At 64.3% G+C, this 17,000-nt stretch carries 16 protein-coding genes; 13 read left to right on the top strand and 3 right to left on the bottom strand.

Annotated elements, in window-relative coordinates; genetic code table 11:
- Positions 1–49 precede the first annotated feature (49 nt).
- The 9 genes from pdxA to IP89_RS05260 all read left to right on the top strand — a co-directional run bounded on the left by pdxA (position 50) and on the right by IP89_RS05260 (position 9,932).
- Positions 50–1,045, top strand: coding sequence for a 4-hydroxythreonine-4-phosphate dehydrogenase PdxA (gene pdxA / locus IP89_RS05300; protein WP_043308148.1), 996 nt, complete (start codon positions 50–52; stop codon positions 1,043–1,045).
- Positions 1,046–1,124: 79 nt separating this feature from the next.
- Entirely contained in the window at positions 1,125–1,937 is an 813-nt protein-coding gene (gene rsmA / locus IP89_RS05295) for a 16S rRNA (adenine(1518)-N(6)/adenine(1519)-N(6))-dimethyltransferase RsmA (RefSeq protein ID WP_043308147.1), read from the top strand.
- 31 nt (positions 1,938–1,968) lie between these two features.
- Positions 1,969–2,349: a Co2+/Mg2+ efflux protein ApaG gene (apaG, locus tag IP89_RS05290; RefSeq protein ID WP_043308146.1), complete on the top strand. Its 381-nt coding sequence runs from the start codon at positions 1,969–1,971 to the stop codon at positions 2,347–2,349.
- A complete protein-coding gene (locus IP89_RS05285; protein ID WP_043308145.1) occupies positions 2,349–3,173 on the top strand; it encodes a symmetrical bis(5'-nucleosyl)-tetraphosphatase in 825 nt (274 codons plus the stop codon). The genes apaG and IP89_RS05285 overlap by 1 nt, the downstream gene beginning before the upstream one ends.
- Entirely contained in the window at positions 3,170–3,499 is a 330-nt protein-coding gene (gene glpE / locus IP89_RS05280) for a thiosulfate sulfurtransferase GlpE (protein WP_043308144.1), read from the top strand. Before IP89_RS05285 ends, glpE begins: the two co-directional genes overlap by 4 nt.
- 278 nt (positions 3,500–3,777) lie before the next feature.
- Complete coding sequence (locus tag IP89_RS05275) at positions 3,778–5,700, top strand: PrkA family serine protein kinase (RefSeq protein ID WP_043308143.1); 1,923 nt, start codon at positions 3,778–3,780, stop codon at positions 5,698–5,700.
- A 74-nt stretch (positions 5,701–5,774) separates the two neighbouring features.
- On the top strand, positions 5,775–7,046 hold the full coding sequence (locus tag IP89_RS05270; RefSeq protein WP_043308141.1) for a YeaH/YhbH family protein: 1,272 nt from the start codon (positions 5,775–5,777) through the stop codon (positions 7,044–7,046).
- 10 nt (positions 7,047–7,056) lie between these two features.
- Complete coding sequence (locus IP89_RS05265; protein ID WP_043308140.1) at positions 7,057–8,622, top strand: SpoVR family protein; 1,566 nt, start codon at positions 7,057–7,059, stop codon at positions 8,620–8,622.
- An 80-nt stretch (positions 8,623–8,702) separates the two neighbouring features.
- The gene (locus tag IP89_RS05260; protein WP_043308139.1) at positions 8,703–9,932 is read left to right on the top strand and encodes a multifunctional CCA addition/repair protein; all 1,230 of its coding nucleotides are present in this window, start codon (positions 8,703–8,705) and stop codon (positions 9,930–9,932) included.
- Here the strand turns inward: IP89_RS05260 and folK are convergent.
- Positions 9,929–10,462 (bottom strand): 2-amino-4-hydroxy-6-hydroxymethyldihydropteridine diphosphokinase, encoded by a 534-nt coding sequence (folK, locus tag IP89_RS05255; protein ID WP_043308137.1) that lies wholly within the window; start codon positions 10,460–10,462, stop codon positions 9,929–9,931. The two genes, IP89_RS05260 and folK, sit on opposite strands and share 4 nt — an antisense overlap.
- Complete coding sequence (folB, locus tag IP89_RS05250) at positions 10,459–10,812, bottom strand: dihydroneopterin aldolase (protein ID WP_043308135.1); 354 nt, start codon at positions 10,810–10,812, stop codon at positions 10,459–10,461. The genes folK and folB overlap by 4 nt, the downstream gene beginning before the upstream one ends.
- 75 nt (positions 10,813–10,887) lie before the next feature.
- Here folB and plsY point away from each other — a divergent pair, with 75 nt between their 5' ends.
- A complete protein-coding gene (gene plsY, locus IP89_RS05245; protein ID WP_043308134.1) occupies positions 10,888–11,457 on the top strand; it encodes a glycerol-3-phosphate 1-O-acyltransferase PlsY in 570 nt (189 codons plus the stop codon).
- Positions 11,458–11,476: 19 nt separating this feature from the next.
- Here the strand turns inward: plsY and tsaD are convergent, their stop codons facing one another.
- On the bottom strand, positions 11,477–12,502 hold the full coding sequence (gene tsaD, locus IP89_RS05240) for a tRNA (adenosine(37)-N6)-threonylcarbamoyltransferase complex transferase subunit TsaD (RefSeq protein ID WP_043308133.1): 1,026 nt from the start codon (positions 12,500–12,502) through the stop codon (positions 11,477–11,479).
- Between the two features lie 203 nt (positions 12,503–12,705).
- Here tsaD and rpsU point away from each other — a divergent pair, with 203 nt between their 5' ends.
- The 3 genes from rpsU to rpoD all read left to right on the top strand — a co-directional run bounded on the left by rpsU (position 12,706) and on the right by rpoD (position 16,974).
- On the top strand, positions 12,706–12,921 hold the full coding sequence (gene rpsU / locus IP89_RS05235) for a 30S ribosomal protein S21 (protein WP_043308131.1): 216 nt from the start codon (positions 12,706–12,708) through the stop codon (positions 12,919–12,921).
- A 140-nt stretch (positions 12,922–13,061) separates the two neighbouring features.
- Positions 13,062–15,062 carry a DNA primase gene (gene dnaG, locus IP89_RS05230; RefSeq protein WP_043308130.1) on the top strand — a complete coding sequence of 667 codons (2,001 nt, stop codon included), beginning with the start codon at positions 13,062–13,064 and terminating at the stop codon, positions 15,060–15,062.
- A gap of 67 nt (positions 15,063–15,129) precedes the next feature.
- On the top strand, positions 15,130–16,974 hold the full coding sequence (gene rpoD, locus IP89_RS05225) for an RNA polymerase sigma factor RpoD (RefSeq protein WP_043308129.1): 1,845 nt from the start codon (positions 15,130–15,132) through the stop codon (positions 16,972–16,974).
- Positions 16,975–17,000: the final 26 nt, after the last annotated feature.

Genomic DNA, 17,000 nt, shown 5'->3' with positions numbered 1-17,000 from the left:
TTTTTCTTGGGCGTAGAATAGATTCCTCAGCACCTCGACGAAGCAGATCATGACCACTCCCCGCCTGTTTGCCCTGACGCCCGGCGAGCCAGCCGGCATCGGTCCCGACTTGTGCCTGCTGCTGGCCCGCGAAGCCCAGCCCGAAGCGCTGGTAGCCATCGCCAGCCGCGACTTACTGGCCACACGCGCCACGCAACTCGGTATAAACATCGAGCTGCACGAAGTAGGCCCGGGCCATTGGCCAACGGCGCCTGCCGCAGCTGGCAACCTGTATGTCTGGGACACCCCGCTGGCCGCTACGGTCAGCCCGGGGCAGCTGGACCAGAGCAACGCCGCCTATGTGCTGGAGACCCTAACCCGCGCCGGCCAGGGCTGCATCAATGGCAGCTTCGCCGGGATGATCACCGCGCCGGTGCACAAGGGTGTGATCAACGAAGCCGGCATCCCCTTCTCTGGCCACACCGAATTCCTCGCCGAGCTGACCAGCACCGAGCAGGTGGTGATGATGCTCGCCACTCGCGGCCTGCGCGTGGCCCTGGTAACCACCCACCTGCCGCTCAAGGACGTCGCTGCCGCCATCACTGCCGAGCGCCTGGCACGGGTCACCCGCATCCTGCACACGGACCTGGTGAAAAAATTCGGTATCGCCAAACCGCGCATCCTGGTCTGCGGCCTCAACCCGCACGCGGGCGAAGGCGGTCACCTTGGGCGCGAAGAGATCGAAGTGATCGAGCCGACCCTGGAACTGCTTCGCGGTGAAGGCCTGAATCTGATCGGCCCGCAGCCGGCCGACACCCTGTTCACCCCCAAGCACCTCGAGCACTGTGACGCGGTGCTGGCCATGTACCACGACCAGGGCCTGCCGGTGCTCAAGTACAAAGGCTTCGGCGCGGCGGTGAATGTCACCCTGGGCCTGCCAATCATCCGCACCTCGGTCGACCACGGCACCGCCTTGGACCTGGCCGGCAGCGGCAAGATCGATAGCGGCAGCCTGCAGGTCGCCCTGGAGACTGCCTACCAGATGGCCGCCGCACGCCAGGCTTAGAGCCTGGCCACTTGGCTGCTAAACTGCCGCTCTTTGCATTGCGCTTTGAGCTTGTGGCTTGAAGCTTGGAGCCGTACCCATGTCCGAATACCAACACCGCGCGCGTAAGCGCTTCGGCCAGAACTTCCTGCACGATGCCGGCGTGATCCATCGCATCCTGCGCGCCATCCACGCCAAGGAGGGTGAGCGCCTGCTGGAGATCGGCCCGGGCCAGGGCGCCCTCACCGAGGGTCTGCTGGGCAGCGGTGCACAGCTCGACGTGATCGAGCTGGACCTCGACCTGATCCCCATCCTGCAAGCCAAGTTCGGCGACAACCCGCGCTTCAAGCTCAACCAAGGCGATGCACTGAAGTTCGACTTCAACCGCCTGGAGGCTGCGCCACATAGCCTGCGCGTGGTCGGCAACCTGCCCTACAACATCTCCACGCCGCTGATCTTCCACCTGCTGGATAACGCCCCGCTGATCCGCGACATGCACTTCATGCTGCAGAAGGAAGTGGTCGAGCGCCTGGCAGCCGAGCCGGGCGGTGGCGACTGGGGCCGCCTGTCGATCATGGTCCAGTACCACTGCCGCGTGGAGCACCTGTTCAACGTCGGCCCGGGCGCCTTCAACCCGCCGCCCAAGGTCGACTCGGCCATCGTCCGCCTGGTGCCGCACGAGACCCTGCCGCACCCGACCAAGGACCATCGCCTGCTCGAGCGCGTGGTGCGCGAGGCTTTCAACATGCGGCGCAAGACCCTGCGCAACACCCTCAAGCAACTGCTGCCGGCCGAAGCCATCGAGGCCGCCGGCGTGGATGGCGGACTGCGCCCGGAACAGCTGGACCTGGCCGCCTTCGTCCGCCTGGCCGACCAGCTGGCCGAACGCCAGCCCGCCGATCAAGCGGACTAAACTGCCCTTTCAGCCTGCCGAGTTTGTCCAGATGGCCGACCCGCGTTACCAGATCGACGTCAGCGTCGAGACCCGCTACCTGCCGGAGCAATCCACTCCGGAGCAGAACCGCTACGCCTTCGCCTACACGGTGACCATCCACAATGGAGGCAGCGAGGCAGCCAAGCTGCTCAGTCGCCACTGGATCATCACCGACGGCGACGGCCGCGTGCAGGAAGTCCGCGGTGCCGGCGTGGTCGGCCAGCAGCCGCATCTGCAGCCGGGCGAGAGCCACACCTACAGCAGCGGCACCGTGATGGCGACCAAGGTCGGCAACATGCACGGCAGCTACCAGATGGTCGCCGACGACGGCAAACGCTTCGACGCAACCATCGCGCCGTTCCGCCTGGCCGTGCCCGGGGCCCTGCACTGATGGCGACCTACGCCGTCGGCGACTTGCAGGGTTGCCTGCAGCCGCTGAAATGCCTGCTCGAACGGGTCGCCTTCGATCCCGCCCAAGACAAGCTGTGGCTGGTCGGCGATCTGGTCAACCGCGGCCCGGAGTCCTTGAAGACCCTGCGTTTCCTCTATTCGATCCGCGACGCCCTGGTCTGCGTGCTGGGCAACCACGACCTGCACCTGCTGGCCGCCGCGCACAATATCGAGCGTCTGAAGAAGCACGACACCCTGCAGGAAATCCTCGACGCCCCCGACCGCAAGGAGCTGCTCGAGTGGCTGCGCCAGCAGAAACTGGTCCATCACGACGAGCAACGCGACATCGCCCTGGTGCACGCCGGCATCCCGCCGCAGTGGACGCTGAAGAAGGCGCTCAGGCGCGCCGCAGAGGTCGAGGAAGTGTTGCGTGACGATGCCCGCCTGCCGCTGTTCCTCGACGGCATGTATGGCAACGAGCCGGCCAAGTGGGATAGCGACCTGCAGGGCGTCACCCGCCTGCGGGTGATCACCAACTACTTCACCCGCATGCGCTTCTGCACCGCCGACGGCACCCTCGACCTGAAGAGCAAGGAAGGCGTGGGCACCGCCCCGCCCGGCTATGCGCCTTGGTTCGCCTGGCCCGAGCGCAAGGCGCGCGGACAGAAGATCATCTTCGGCCACTGGGCGGCGCTGGAAGGCAACTGCGACGAACCCGGCCTGTTCGCCCTCGACAGCGGCTGCGTGTGGGGCGGCGCCATGACCCTGATGAACATCGACAGCGGCGAGAAATACCGCTGCGACTGCAAGGAGATCGTCCAATGAGCGAATTCAAACGTATTCCCCCGGAGCAGGCCCAGGCCCTGCGTGAGCAAGGCGCCGTGGTCGTGGATATCCGCGACCCGCGAAGCTTCGCCAACGGCCACATCAGCGGCTCGCGCCATCTGGACAACCACAGCCTGGCGGACTTCATCGCCAAAGCCGATTTCGATGCGCCGCTGATCGTCTCCTGCTACCACGGCAACTCCAGCCAGAGCGCTGCCGCCTACCTGGCGCACCAGGGTTTCGCCGAGGTCTACAGCCTCGACGGCGGCTTCGAGCTGTGGCGCAGCCAGTACCCTGACCAGGTGTCACAAGGCGACGCCGAGTAAAAAAATCTGCCGCGGCGCAAAGCCGCGGCCTGCGCCGCTTGCGGGTGACTTACCGACGAGCGGCAACACCTTGTCACCCTCCTGCAACGCTTGACGACCGAGAAACCGAACTACTCTTAGGACGAGGCCATCCAGAAGGGAGAGCCGGCACACCGGTTCCGGGCCATCGGTAGCGTTTTTGTGGTGTCTGGGGGATTTCCAACGGCTGAGCAGCCGTATTCCCGCGCACCCGCCCGAATGACCCGCGCCGGCTCCACGCAAGCGAGCGAGGTGCAGTCATGAGTATTTTCAGCCACTTCCAGCAACGATTCGAGGCGACTCGGCAGGAAGAATATTCCCTGCAGGAATATCTGGAACTGTGCAAAACGGACCGCAGCGCCTATGCCACCGCTGCCGAACGCATGCTGATGGCAATTGGCTCGCCCGAGCTGCTGGACACCTCGGTCGACCCCAGGCTGTCGCGGATCTTCTCCAACAAGGTGATCCGCCGCTACCCGGCCTTCGCCGACTTCCACGGCATGGAAGAGTGCATAGACCAGATCGTCTCCTACTTCCGCCACGCTGCTCAGGGCCTGGAAGAGAAGAAGCAGATCCTCTACCTACTGGGCCCGGTAGGCGGCGGCAAGTCCTCGCTGGCCGAGAAGCTCAAGCAACTGATGGAGCACATCCCCTTCTACGCCATCAAGGGCTCGCCGGTATTCGAGTCGCCGCTCGGCCTGTTCAACGCCGATGAGGACGGCAAGATTCTCGAAGAGGAATACGGCATTCCGCAGCGCTACCTGCGCTCGATCATGTCGCCCTGGGCCACCAAGCGCCTCAACGAGTTCGGCGGCGACATCAGCAAGTTCCGCGTGGTCAAGCTGCATCCCTCGATCCTCAATCAGATCGCCATCGCCAAGACCGAGCCGGGCGACGAAAACAACCAGGACATCTCCGCCCTGGTCGGCAAGGTGGATATCCGCAAGCTCGAGGAATTCCCGCAGAACGACGCCGACGCCTACAGCTACTCGGGCGCACTGTGCCGGGCCAACCAGGGCCTGATGGAGTTCGTCGAGATGTTCAAGGCACCGATCAAGGTGCTGCACCCGCTGCTGACCGCCACCCAGGAGGGCAACTACAACAGCACCGAGGGCCTCGGCGGCCTGCCCTACAGCGGCATCATCCTGGCCCACTCCAACGAATCCGAGTGGCACAGCTTCCGCAACAACAAGAACAACGAGGCGTTCATCGACCGTATCTACATCGTCAAGGTACCCTACTGCCTGCGCGTCACCGACGAGATCAAGATCTACGACAAGCTGCTCACCCACAGCTCGCTGGCCAACGCCCACTGCGCACCCGACACCCTGAAGATGCTCGCCCAGTTCTCCACCCTGTCGCGCCTGAAGGACCCGGAGAACTCCAACATCTACTCGAAGATGCGCGTCTATGACGGCGAGAACCTCAAGGACACCGATCCCAAGGCCAAGTCGATCCAGGAATACCGCGACAGCGCCGGTGTCGACGAGGGCATGAATGGTCTGTCGACCCGCTTCGCCTTCAAGATCCTGTCCAAGGTATTCAACTTCGACCCGCACGAGATCGCCGCCAACCCGGTACACCTGCTCTACGTGCTGGAACAGCAGATCGAGCAGGAACAGTTCCCCGCCGAGGTGCGCGAGCGCTACCTGCGCTACATCAAGGAATACCTGGCGCCGCGCTACATCGAGTTCATCGGCAAGGAGATCCAGACCGCCTACCTCGAGTCCTACAGCGAGTACGGCCAGAACATCTTCGACCGCTACGTGCTGTACGCCGACTTCTGGATCCAGGACCAGGAATACCGCGACCCGGAGACCGGCGAGATCCTCAACCGCGTGGCCCTCAACGAGGAGCTGGAGAAAATCGAGAAACCGGCCGGCATCAGCAATCCGAAGGATTTCCGCAACGAGATCGTCAACTTCGTGCTGCGCGCCCGCGCCAACAACAACGGCAAGAACCCCACCTGGCTCAGCTACGAGAAGCTGCGCGTGGTGATCGAGAAGAAGATGTTCTCCAACACCGAAGACCTGTTGCCGGTCATCAGCTTCAACGCCAAGGCAAGCAAGGAGGATCAGCAGAAGCACAACGACTTCGTCAAACGCATGGTCGAACGTGGCTACACCGAGAAGCAGGTGCGCCTGCTGTCCGAGTGGTATCTGCGGGTTCGCAAGTCGCAGTAACCCGCCGTCGGCGCGCCGTGTCAGGCGCGCCGGCTGCCATACGCCCGCAAGGGCGTATGCGCTAAGGAGACGCTATGAGCTATGTGATAGACCGGCGCCTGAACGGCAAGAACAAGAGCACGGTGAACCGCCAGCGCTTCCTGCGGCGTTACCGTGAGCACATCAAGAAGGCCGTCGAGGAGGCGGTCAGCCGGCGCTCCATCACCGACATGGAGCACGGCGAGCAGATCAGCATTCCCGGCCGCGACATCGACGAGCCGGTGTTGCACCACGGTCGTGGCGGTCGGCAGACCATCGTTCATCCCGGCAACAAGGAGTTCAGCTCCGGCGACCATGTGCCACGCCCGCAGGGCGGTGGCGGCGGACGCGGCCCGGGCAAGGCGAGCAACTCCGGCGAGGGCATGGACGAGTTCGTGTTTCAGATCACCCAGGAGGAGTTCCTCGACTTCATGTTCGAGGACCTGGAGCTGCCCAACCTGATCAAGCGCCACCTGACCGGTACCGACACCTTCAAGACGGTACGCGCCGGCATCAGCAACGAGGGCAACCCAGCCCGCATCAACATCGTCCGCACCCTGCGCTCGGCCCACGCGCGGCGCATCGCCCTGTCCGGCTCCAGCCGCAGCAAGCTGCGCGAGGCCAAGGCCGAACTGGAGCGACTCAAGCGCGAGGAGCCGGACAACTTCGGCGACATCCAGGCGCTGCAGGAGGAGATCGAGCGGCTCAGCGCGCGCATCCACCGCATCCCCTTCCTCGACACCTTCGACCTCAAGTACAACCTGCTGGTCAAGCAGCCCAACCCCAGTTCCAAGGCGGTGATGTTCTGCCTGATGGACGTTTCCGGCTCGATGACCCAGGCGACCAAGGACATCGCCAAGCGCTTCTTCATCCTCCTGTACCTGTTCCTCAAGCGGAACTACGAGCGCATCGAGGTGGTGTTCATCCGCCACCACACCAGCGCGAAAGAAGTCGACGAGGAGGAGTTCTTCTACTCCCGCGAAACCGGCGGCACCATCGTCTCCAGCGCGCTGAAGCTGATGCAGGAGATCATGGCCGCGCGCTACCCGACCAACGAGTGGAACATCTACGGCGCCCAGGCGTCGGACGGGGACAACTGGAACGACGACTCGCCGGTGTGCCGCGACATCCTGATCAACCAGATCATGCCGTTCATGCAGTACTTCACCTACGTCGAGATCACCCCGCGCGAGCACCAGGCGCTGTGGTACGAGTACGAACAGGTCAGCGAGACCTTCGCCCAATCCTTCGCCCAGCAGCAGCTGGTCTCCGCCGCAGACATCTACCCGGTGTTCCGCGAGCTGTTCCAGCGCCGCATGGTCACCTGAGGGCCGCACCATGAGCGCAGCCGAGAAACGACGCCAGCCGCTGTCCACCGGTTCGGAGTGGACCTTCGAGCTGATCCGCCAGTACGACCGCGAGATCGCGCGCATCGCCGAGCGCTACGCGCTGGACACCTATCCCAACCAGATCGAAGTGATCACCGCCGAGCAGATGATGGATGCCTATGCCTCGGTGGGCATGCCGCTGGGCTATCACCACTGGTCCTACGGCAAGCACTTCCTGGCCACTGAGAAGGGCTACTCGCGCGGGCAGATGGGCCTGGCCTACGAGATCGTGATCAACTCAGACCCGTGCATTGCCTACCTGATGGAAGAGAACACCATGTGCATGCAGGCACTGGTGATCGCCCACGCCTGCTACGGCCACAACAGCTTTTTCAAGGGCAACTACCTGTTCCGCACCTGGACCGACGCCAGCTCGATCATCGACTACCTAGTGTTCGCCAAGCAGTACATCATGCAGTGCGAGGAGCGCCACGGCATCGACGCGGTTGAGGAGCTGCTGGACTCCTGCCACGCCCTGATGAACTACGGCGTGGACCGCTACAAACGCCCCTACCCGATCTCCGCCGAGGAAGAACGGCGCCGGCAGAAGGACCGCGAGGAACACCTGCAGAAGCAGATCAACGACCTCTGGCGCACCATTCCCAAGGGTAGCGGCAAGGGTCATGAGCAGGACAACAAGCGCTGGCCGGCCGAGCCGCAGGAAAACATCCTGTACTTCCTCGAGAAGCACGCGCCACTGCTGGAACCCTGGCAGCGCGAGGTGGTGCGCATCGTGCGCAAGATCGCCCAGTACTTCTACCCGCAACGCCAGACCCAGGTGATGAACGAGGGCTGGGCCACCTTCTGGCACTACACCCTGATGAACGACCTGTACGACGAGGGCCTGGTCACCGAAGGCTTCATGATGGAGTTCCTCCAGTCGCACACCGGCGTGGTCTACCAGCCCGGCTTCGACAGCCCCTACTACAGCGGCATCAACCCCTACACCCTGGGCTTCGCCATCTACAGCGACCTGCGCCGCCTGTGCGAGAACCCCACCGAGGAGGACAAGCGCTGGTTCCCGGACATCGCCGGCAGCGACTGGCTATCCACCCTCAAGTTCGCCATGGCCAACTTCAAGGACGAGAGCTTCATCCTGCAGTTCCTCTCGCCCAAGGTGATCCGCGACCTCAAGCTGTTCAGCGTGCTCGACGACGACCAGAAGGACGACCTGCTGATTCCCGCCATCCACGACGAGCCGGGCTACCGGCAGATTCGCGAGACCCTGGCCGCGCAATACAACCTGGGCAACCGCGAGCCCAACATCCAGATATTCAGCGTCGACCGCCGCGGCGACCGCTCGCTGACCCTGCGCCACTACCAGCACGACCGCAAACCGCTGGGCGACTCCACCGCTGAGGTGCTCAAGCACCTGCACCGCCTGTGGGGCTTCGACATTCACCTGGAGAGCATGCGCGGCGAGCAGGTGGTCGGCGTGCAGCACGTTCCGCCACGGCACGAGCAGGACAGCGACAACGAATACCCGCGTCTGGATCTGGTGATCCCGCCCATCTGAACCTTTTCACCCAGGCGCCGGCGACGAGGCAGCGTCGGCCGGCGCTTTCGCTTATCCTCCGCGGCAATGGAGGAATCGACATGCAGATCTACAAGGTTGGCGGCGCCGTGCGCGACCGCCTGCTCGGCCGCGAGGTCAGCGATATCGACTGGGTGGTGGTGGGCGCCACCGCCGAGGCCATGCAGGCCCAAGGCTTTCGTCCGGTCGGCAGCGACTTCCCGGTGTTCCTCCACCCCAGCAGCGGCGAGGAGTACGCCCTGGCCCGCACCGAGCGCAAGTCGGGCAAGGGCTATGGCGGCTTCACCTTCCACGCCAGCCCCGAGGTGACCCTCGAAGAAGACCTGATCCGCCGCGACCTGACCATCAATGCCATGGCCGAGGACGACGACGGCCAGGTCATCGATCCCTACGGCGGCCTGCAGGATCTCGAAGACCGCCTGCTGCGCCATGTCTCCCCCGCCTTCGCCGAGGATCCGCTGCGCGTATTGCGCGTAGCGCGCTTCGCCGCCCGCTATGCACCGCTGGGCTTTCGTGTGGCAGACGAGACCCTGGCACTGATGCGCCAGCTGGCCGACTCCGGCGAGCTGGAAGCCCTGACGCCCGAACGCAGCTGGAAGGAAATCTCCCGCGCCCTGCTGGAGCCACGCCCGGATGTATTTATCCAGGTGCTACGCGACTGCGGTGCCCTGGCCCATCTGCTACCGGAGCTCGACGCGCTGTTCGGCATACCGCAGCCCGAGGCGCACCATCCCGAAGTGGATACCGGTACGCATTGCCTGATGGTCCTGCAGCAGTGCGCCCTGCATGAACAGCCGCTGACCGTACGCTGGGCCTGCCTGCTGCATGACCTAGGCAAGGGCCGCACTCCGGAAAGCGAATGGCCACGGCATATCGCCCACGAGCATCGCGGCCTCAAGCTGATCGACGCGGTGAATCGGCGCTGCAAGGTACCGAAGGACTGCGCCGAGCTGGCCCTGCTGGTCGGCGAGTACCACACCCACAGCCATCGCGCCTTGGAGCTGCGCGCCAATACCCTGTTGGAGCTGCTGCAGAGCTTCGACGTGTATCGCCGGCCACAACGCTTCGAGGAGTTTCTCGCCGCCTGCGAGATGGACGCCCGCGGCCGCCTCGGTCTGGAGCAACGCGACTACCCGCAGGCCACCTACCTGCGCGGTGCCATGCAGGCCGCCCGCGCGGTAGCGGTGCAGCCACTGGTCGAGCGTGGGTTGAAGGGCGCGGAACTAGGTGAGGCGCTCAAGGGCGAGCGCCTGAAAGCGCTGAAGGTCTACAAGGCGCAGGCAGGGGCTTAGAGCGGCGCCGGGTTGTCCTGAAGCAGCGCGGCCGGGGTCAGCTCGGCGCCGCGCCACTGGAACGCCACCGGCCACAGCTGCTGCTCGATCTGCGCCTCGCGCCAGAGCTCGGCGAAGGCTCTGTTGGTGCCGGAATGCCGCACCGCCGGCGCCAGCAGTGCCAATGGCCAGAGCACGAAGGCGTTCTTCAGGATCTCCGCGCGCGGCAGCACCAGGCCATCGAAGCTGCCGACCAAATCGCCATACATCAGCACGTCGATATCCAGCGGCAGCCCCTTACGCTCCGGCGCGTAGCGGCCGTTATCGGCCTCGATGCACTTGAGCCGACGATCCAGCTCTGCCAGCGGCAGATCGGTACGGGCGCTGACCGCCAGGTTGTAGAAGTTGCCGCTCTTGATCCCCACCGGACGGCTCTCGAACACCGGCGAGCAACGCAGATCGACGAGAAATTCGGCTAGGGCGTCGAGCCCCGCACTCAGGTGCAGCTCGCGCTCGCTGTTGCTGCCGAGGCCGAGGAGGATCGCAGTCATGGCTGGCTGCGCTCGATTTCCACGCCCACGGCGCGCGCCTGCGGGTTGGCGCCCGGTTTGGTCACCTTGAGGCGCAGCCAGGGCATGCCGAACTCCTTGAGCAGCTGCTCGGCCAGGCGCTCGGCAAAAGTTTCCACCAGTTCGAAACGGGCGGCATTGGCGAAGGCCTGGACGCTCTGGTTCACCGCGGCGTAGTCGAGGGCCTTGCTCAGGTCGTCATCAGCGGCGGCCGGGCGAATGTCCCAGGCAAACGTCAGGTCGAGCAGCAGGCACTGACGAATGCCACGCTCCCAGTCGTAGGCACCGATCAGGGTGTCGACTTCCAGACCCTCGATGAAAACCTTGTCCAAACCTCGTCTCCGCTGCACGACAAGACCCTGGTCCCGCCGCTAGAATCGGGACTCTCTCGCCCCGGAATGGATACCATGTTCTGGCTGCTGGTACTGCTCGCCTATCTGCTCGGCTCGCTGTCCTTCGCCATCCTGCTCAGCCGTCTGGCTGGCGGCCCTGACCCTCGCGCCAGCGGCTCGGGTAATCCGGGCGCCACCAACATGCTGCGGGTAGCAGGCAAGAGGCTCGCCGTACTGACCCTGCTCGGCGATCTGGCCAAGGGCCTGCTGCCGGTCATGGTCGCCTATCTGCTCGGCCTCTCGATTCAAGAGCAGGCCTGGATCGGTCTGGCCGCGGTGATCGGCCACCTTTACCCCATCTACTTCCGCTTCCGCGGTGGCAAGGGCGTGGCCACTGCCGCCGGCATGCTGCTCGGTCTCTATCCGCCAGCCGCCCTGTTGGCCCTCGCCGCCTGGGCGCTGACCTTCTTTCTCACGCGGACCAGCTCGCTGGCCTCGCTGATCGCCACACCATTGACCCTGCCATTGCTGGCCTGGCAGCAGCCGGCGGCACTACTGCCCATGTGCGTGCTGACCGGGCTGATCGTCTGGCGCCATCGCGGCAATCTACGCGACCTGCTGGCCGGACGCGAACGACATTTCTAATCGCTGAGCTGAGCCTGGCTCATATCGCCGGCAGCTGCTCCATGGGCCAGCGCGCCTGCACCTTGATCTCCGGCCCTTCGTGCTGGCCGGCCAGCAGGCGCTGGCAGCCGGCGTAGGCGATCATCGCGCCGTTGTCGGTGCAGAAACGCGGGCGGGCGTAGAACACCTTGCCCTTGAGCCCCGCCAGCATGCTCTCCAGCGACTGACGCAGAGCCGAGTTGGCGCTCACGCCGCCGGCGATCACCAGACTGTTGAGGCCGGTCTGCTTGAGCGCGCGCTTGCACTTGATGGTCAGGGTGTCGACCACCGCCTCCTGGAAGGCACGGGCGATGTCGGCGCGAGTCTGCTCGCTGGCATCATCGGCGTCGCGGCATTGCTGCCAGGTGTTTAGGGTGAAGGTCTTCAGGCCGCTGAAGCTGAAGTCCAGACCCGGTCGGTCGGTCATCGGCCGCGGGAAGGTGAAGCGCCCCGGCGTGCCCTGCTCGGCCAGGCGAGCGATCTCCGGCCCGCCCGGATAACGCAGACCCATCAGCTTGGCGGTCTTGTCGAAGGCCTCGCCGGCAGCGTCGTCCACCGACTCGCCGAGCAACTGATAGCGACCGATGCCATCGACCCGTACCAGCTGGGTATGGCCACCGGAGACCAACAAGGCGACGAACGGGAAGGCCGGCGGCGTTTCTTCCAGCATGGGCGCCAGCAGGTGGCCTTCCATATGGTGCACGCCGACCGCCGGGATGCCCCAGGCGAACGCCAGGGCCTGGGCGCAGGCGGCGCCGACCAGCAGCGCGCCGACCAGGCCGGGGCCGGAGGTATAGGCGATCGCCTCGATCTGCTCGCGGGTGGCGCCGGCTTCGTCCAGCACCTGGCGGATCAACGGCAGCATGCGCTTGACGTGATCACGCGAGGCGAGCTCCGGCACTACGCCGCCGTAGACGCGGTGCAGGTCGATCTGGCTGAACAGCGCATCGGCCAGCAGGCCGCGTTCGCTGTCGTAAAGCGCGACGCCGGTCTCGTCGCAGGAGGTTTCCAGGCCCAGCACTAGCATGGGGTTAGGACCTTCAACATTGGCTATATAAGGAGGCGCGCATGATAATCGCCGCCCTCTGGCCCAGCCAGCGCTTTTCGATCAGAGGCTTTGCATTCCGAGGCGCGAGGCGTTAATATCCGCAGCCCTTGAAAACCGACGTACTCCCGTGCCCTTGCCGGATCGCGTCGTCCATTCGGTAAAACAGTGAAGGTACGACCTGGATGCCAGCCGTCAAAGTTAAAGAGAACGAACCCTTCGACGTAGCTCTGCGTCGTTTCAAGCGCTCCTGCGAGAAAGCCGGCATTCTGGCCGAAGTTCGTTCGCGCGAGTTCTACGAGAAGCCGACCACCGAGCGTAAGCGCAAGGCTGCTGCCGCTGTTAAGCGTCACGCCAAGAAAGTGCAGCGCGAGCAGCGTCGCCGCGAGCGCCTGTACTGAGTTATCAGTCGCGCCGCTAAAGGCTTTCGCATAGCCCGGCTTCGGCCGGGTTTTGCATTTCTGACTCCGCGTCGCCCGCTGGCGATGGCCGGAGTTTTTTCGTTTATGCTGCCGCCTTCCCACCTTCACGCTGACGAGCCATGGCCGGTCTGATTCCGCAGTCCTTCATCGACGACCTGCTCAACCGCACCGACATAGTCGAGGTGGTGAGCTCGCGCATCCAGCTGAAGAAGGCCGGCAAGAACTACTCGGCGTGCTGCCCGTTCCACAAGGAGAAGACCCCCTCCTTCAGCGTCAGCCCGGACAAGCAGTTCTACTACTGCTTCGGCTGCGGCGCCGGCGGCAACGCCCTCGGCTTCATCATGGATCACGACAGCCTGGATTTCCCCCAGGCCGTCGAGGATCTGGCCAAGCGCGCCGGCATGGACATCCCGCGCGAGGAAAGCGGCCGTGGCCGCACCCCACGCCAGCCCACCGACTCTCCGCTCTACCCGCTGCTGACCGCTGCCGCCGACTACTATCGCCAGGCCCTGAAGAGCCACCCAACGCGCAAGTCGGCGGTCGACTATCTCAAGGGCCGTGGCCTGACCGGCGAGATCGCCCGCGACTTCGGCCTCGGCTTCGCCCCGCCGGGCTGGGACAACCTGCACAAACACCTGGCCGGCGACAAACTGCAGCAGAAGGCCATGATCGATGCCGGCCTGCTGATCGAGAACGCCGAGAACGGCCGCATCTACGACCGCTTCCGCGACCGCGTGATGTTCCCCATCCGCGACAGCCGCGGGCGCATCATCGCCTTCGGCGGCCGCGTGCTGGGCGACGACAAGCCCAAGTACCTGAACTCCCCCGAGACCCCGGTATTCCACAAGGGCCAGGAGCTCTACGGCCTGTACGAGGCGCGCAAGAACAACCGCGACCTCGACGAGATCATGGTGGTCGAGGGCTACATGGACGTCATCGCCCTGGCCCAGCAAGGTCTGCGCAACGCGGTGGCGACCCTCGGCACGGCGACCAGCGAGGAGCACCTCAAGCGCCTGTTCCGCCTGGTGCCAAGCGTGCTGTTCTGTTTCGACGGCGACGCCGCCGGGCGCAAGGCCGCCTGGCGTGCCCTGGAATCCACTCTGCCCAACCTGCAGGACGGCAAGCGCGCGCGCTTCCTGTTCCTGCCCGAGGGCGAGGACCCGGACACCCTGGTACGCAGCGAAGGCACCGACGCCTTCCGCGCCCGCATCAATCAACACGCCCAGCCGCTGGCCGACTATTTCTTCCAGCAGCTCTCGGAAGAAGCCGACCCGCGCTCACTGGAAGGCAAGGCGCACCTGGTGACCCTGGCCGCCCCACTGATCGAGAAGATCCCCGGCAATCACCTGCGCGCGCTGATGCGCCAGCGCCTGTCCGAGATCACCGGTCTCTCCGGCGAGATGCTGATGCAGGTCGCGCAGAGCGCGCCAGCTACCCCCAGCACACCCGCCAGCCACGAGCCGGCGGCGGACTACGGCCATTACTACGACGTCCAGCCAGATTACGGCGACATCGCCGACTATGCCGACCATATCGAGCCGCCAGCCGAAGCCTACGAACAGAAAAAGCCCTGGCAGAAGGGCGAAGGCAAGGCCTGGAAGAAGGATGGCGAGTGGAAAAAAGGTGGCGACTGGAAGAAGGGCTCGCGCGATAACGCGCCACCACGCAAGCCGGTGCATGTCGAATCACCCACCCTGACCGCCCTGCGCACCCTGCTGCATCACCCGCAGCTAGCGCAGAAAGTCGAAGATGTCAGCCACTTCGCCGACGAAGGCGACACCTATGCCCAGCTGCTGGTAGCACTGGTCGGCGCCGTGCAGAAGAGCCCGAAATTGCGCTCGCTGCAGCTGATCGCCCGCTGGCACGGCACCGAGCAGGGCCGTCTACTGCGCGCTTTGGCAGAAAAGGAATGGCTGATCGAGGGCGACAATCTTGAAAAGCAGTTCTTCGACACCATTACTACACTTGCCAATGGCCAGCTGAAGAAACGACGCGATCAGCTACTGCGGAGCGTCATGCACAAGAGCCCCAGCGAACTGAGCGATGAGGAGAAGGCCCTGCTGCGAGAGCAGTTCAGCCACACATCATCGCCCGACAGCAAGACCCCAACTGGCGCCTGACCCGTCAAATCAGGTATAATCCTCGGCTTATTTTCAGCCCGCCAAGACCTTCAGTGGATAGGGTGCTATGTCCGGAAAAGCGCAACAGCAGTCTCGTTTGAAAGAGTTGATCAGCCGTGGTCGTGAGCAGGGTTACCTGACTTACGCCGAGGTCAACGACCACCTGCCGGAGGATATTTCCGATCCGGAACAGGTGGAAGACATCATCCGCATGATCAACGACATGGGGATCAACGTATTCGAGAGTGCTCCGGATGCGGATGCCCTGTTGCTGGCCGAGGCCGACACCGACGAAGCCGCTGCCGAAGAAGCCGCTGCGGCTCTGGCTGCGGTAGAGACCGATATCGGCCGCACTACCGATCCGGTGCGCATGTATATGCGCGAAATGGGTACCGTGGAACTGCTGACCCGCGAAGGCGAGATCGAAATCGCCAAACGCATTGAGGAAGGCATCCGCGAAGTCATGGGTGCCATCTCCCTGTTCCCGGGCACCGTCGACAGCATCCTCGCCGAATACCAGCGCGTCACCACCGAAGGTGGCCGCCTGTCCGACGTTCTCAGCGGCTACATCGACCCGGATGACGGCAGCCTGCCGGCCGAAGAAGTCGAGCCTGAGCTGAAGGAAGCCGCCGCCGAGGCCAAGGACGAAGAGGAAGAAGACGAAGAAGGCGACAGCGACTCCGATGACGAAGGCGATGGTGGCCCGGACCCGGAAGAAGCCGCTCGCCGCTTTGGCGCCGTTGCCGAGCAGCTGGAAAAGGCCCGCAAGGCCCTGAAGAAGCATGGCCGTGGCAGCAAGCAGGCGGACAAGGAGCAAGAGCTCCTGGCCGAACTGTTCATGCCGATCAAGCTGGTGCCCAAGCAGTTCGACGCTCTGGTCGAGCGCGTGCGCAGCTCTCTGGATCAGGTACGCTCCCAGGAACGCGCCATCATGCAGCTGTGCGTGCGTGATGCCCGCATGCCGCGTGCCGACTTCCTCAAGCTGTTCCCCGGCAACGAAGTTTCCCAGGACTGGGCCGCCGGCCTGGCCAAGGGCAAGGCCAAGTACGCCGAAGCTATCGGCAACCTGCTGGGCGACATCCAGCGCTGCCAGGAAAAGATGTCCGCCATCGAGGCCGACGCCGGCCTGGTGATCGCCGAGATCAAGGACATCAACCGCCGCATGTCCATCGGTGAAGCGAAAGCTCGCCGGGCGAAGAAAGAGATGGTCGAGGCCAACCTGCGTCTCGTGATCTCCATCGCCAAGAAGTACACCAACCGCGGCCTGCAGTTCCTCGACCTGATCCAGGAAGGCAACATCGGCCTGATGAAGGCAGTGGACAAGTTCGAATACCGTCGCGGCTACAAGTTCTCGACCTACGCCACCTGGTGGATCCGCCAGGCGATCACCCGCTCGATCGCCGACCAGGCGCGCACCATCCGTATTCCGGTGCACATGATCGAGACCATCAACAAGCTCAACCGCATCTCCCGTCAGATGCTGCAGGAGATGGGCCGCGAGCCGACTCCGGAAGAGCTTGGCGAGCGCATGGAGATGCCTGAGGACAAGATCCGCAAGGTACTGAAGATCGCCAAAGAGCCGATCTCCATGGAAACGCCGATCGGCGACGACGAAGATTCGCACCTGGGAGACTTCATCGAGGACTCCACCATGCAGTCGCCGATCGAGGTGGCTACCGTGGAGAGCCTCAAGGAAGCTACCCGCGAAGTCCTGGCCGGGCTCACCGCCCGCGAGGCCAAGGTCCTGCGCATGCGCTTCGGTATCGACATGAACACCGACCACACCCTCGAGGAAGTGGGCAAGCAGTTCGACGTTACCCGTGAGCGTATCCGTCAGATCGAGGCCAAGGCGCTGCGCAAGCTGCGCCATCCGACTCGCAGCGAGCATCTGCGCTCGTTCCTCGACGAGTGATCACAGAAACCCCGGCCAACGCCGGG

This window comes from Pseudomonas sp. ML96 (genome assembly GCF_000761545.1).
Lineage (GTDB): Bacteria > Pseudomonadota > Gammaproteobacteria > Pseudomonadales > Pseudomonadaceae > Aquipseudomonas.
The sequence above is the reverse complement of the archived record's forward strand: the minus strand, read 5'-3'. Positions and strand labels throughout refer to the sequence as shown.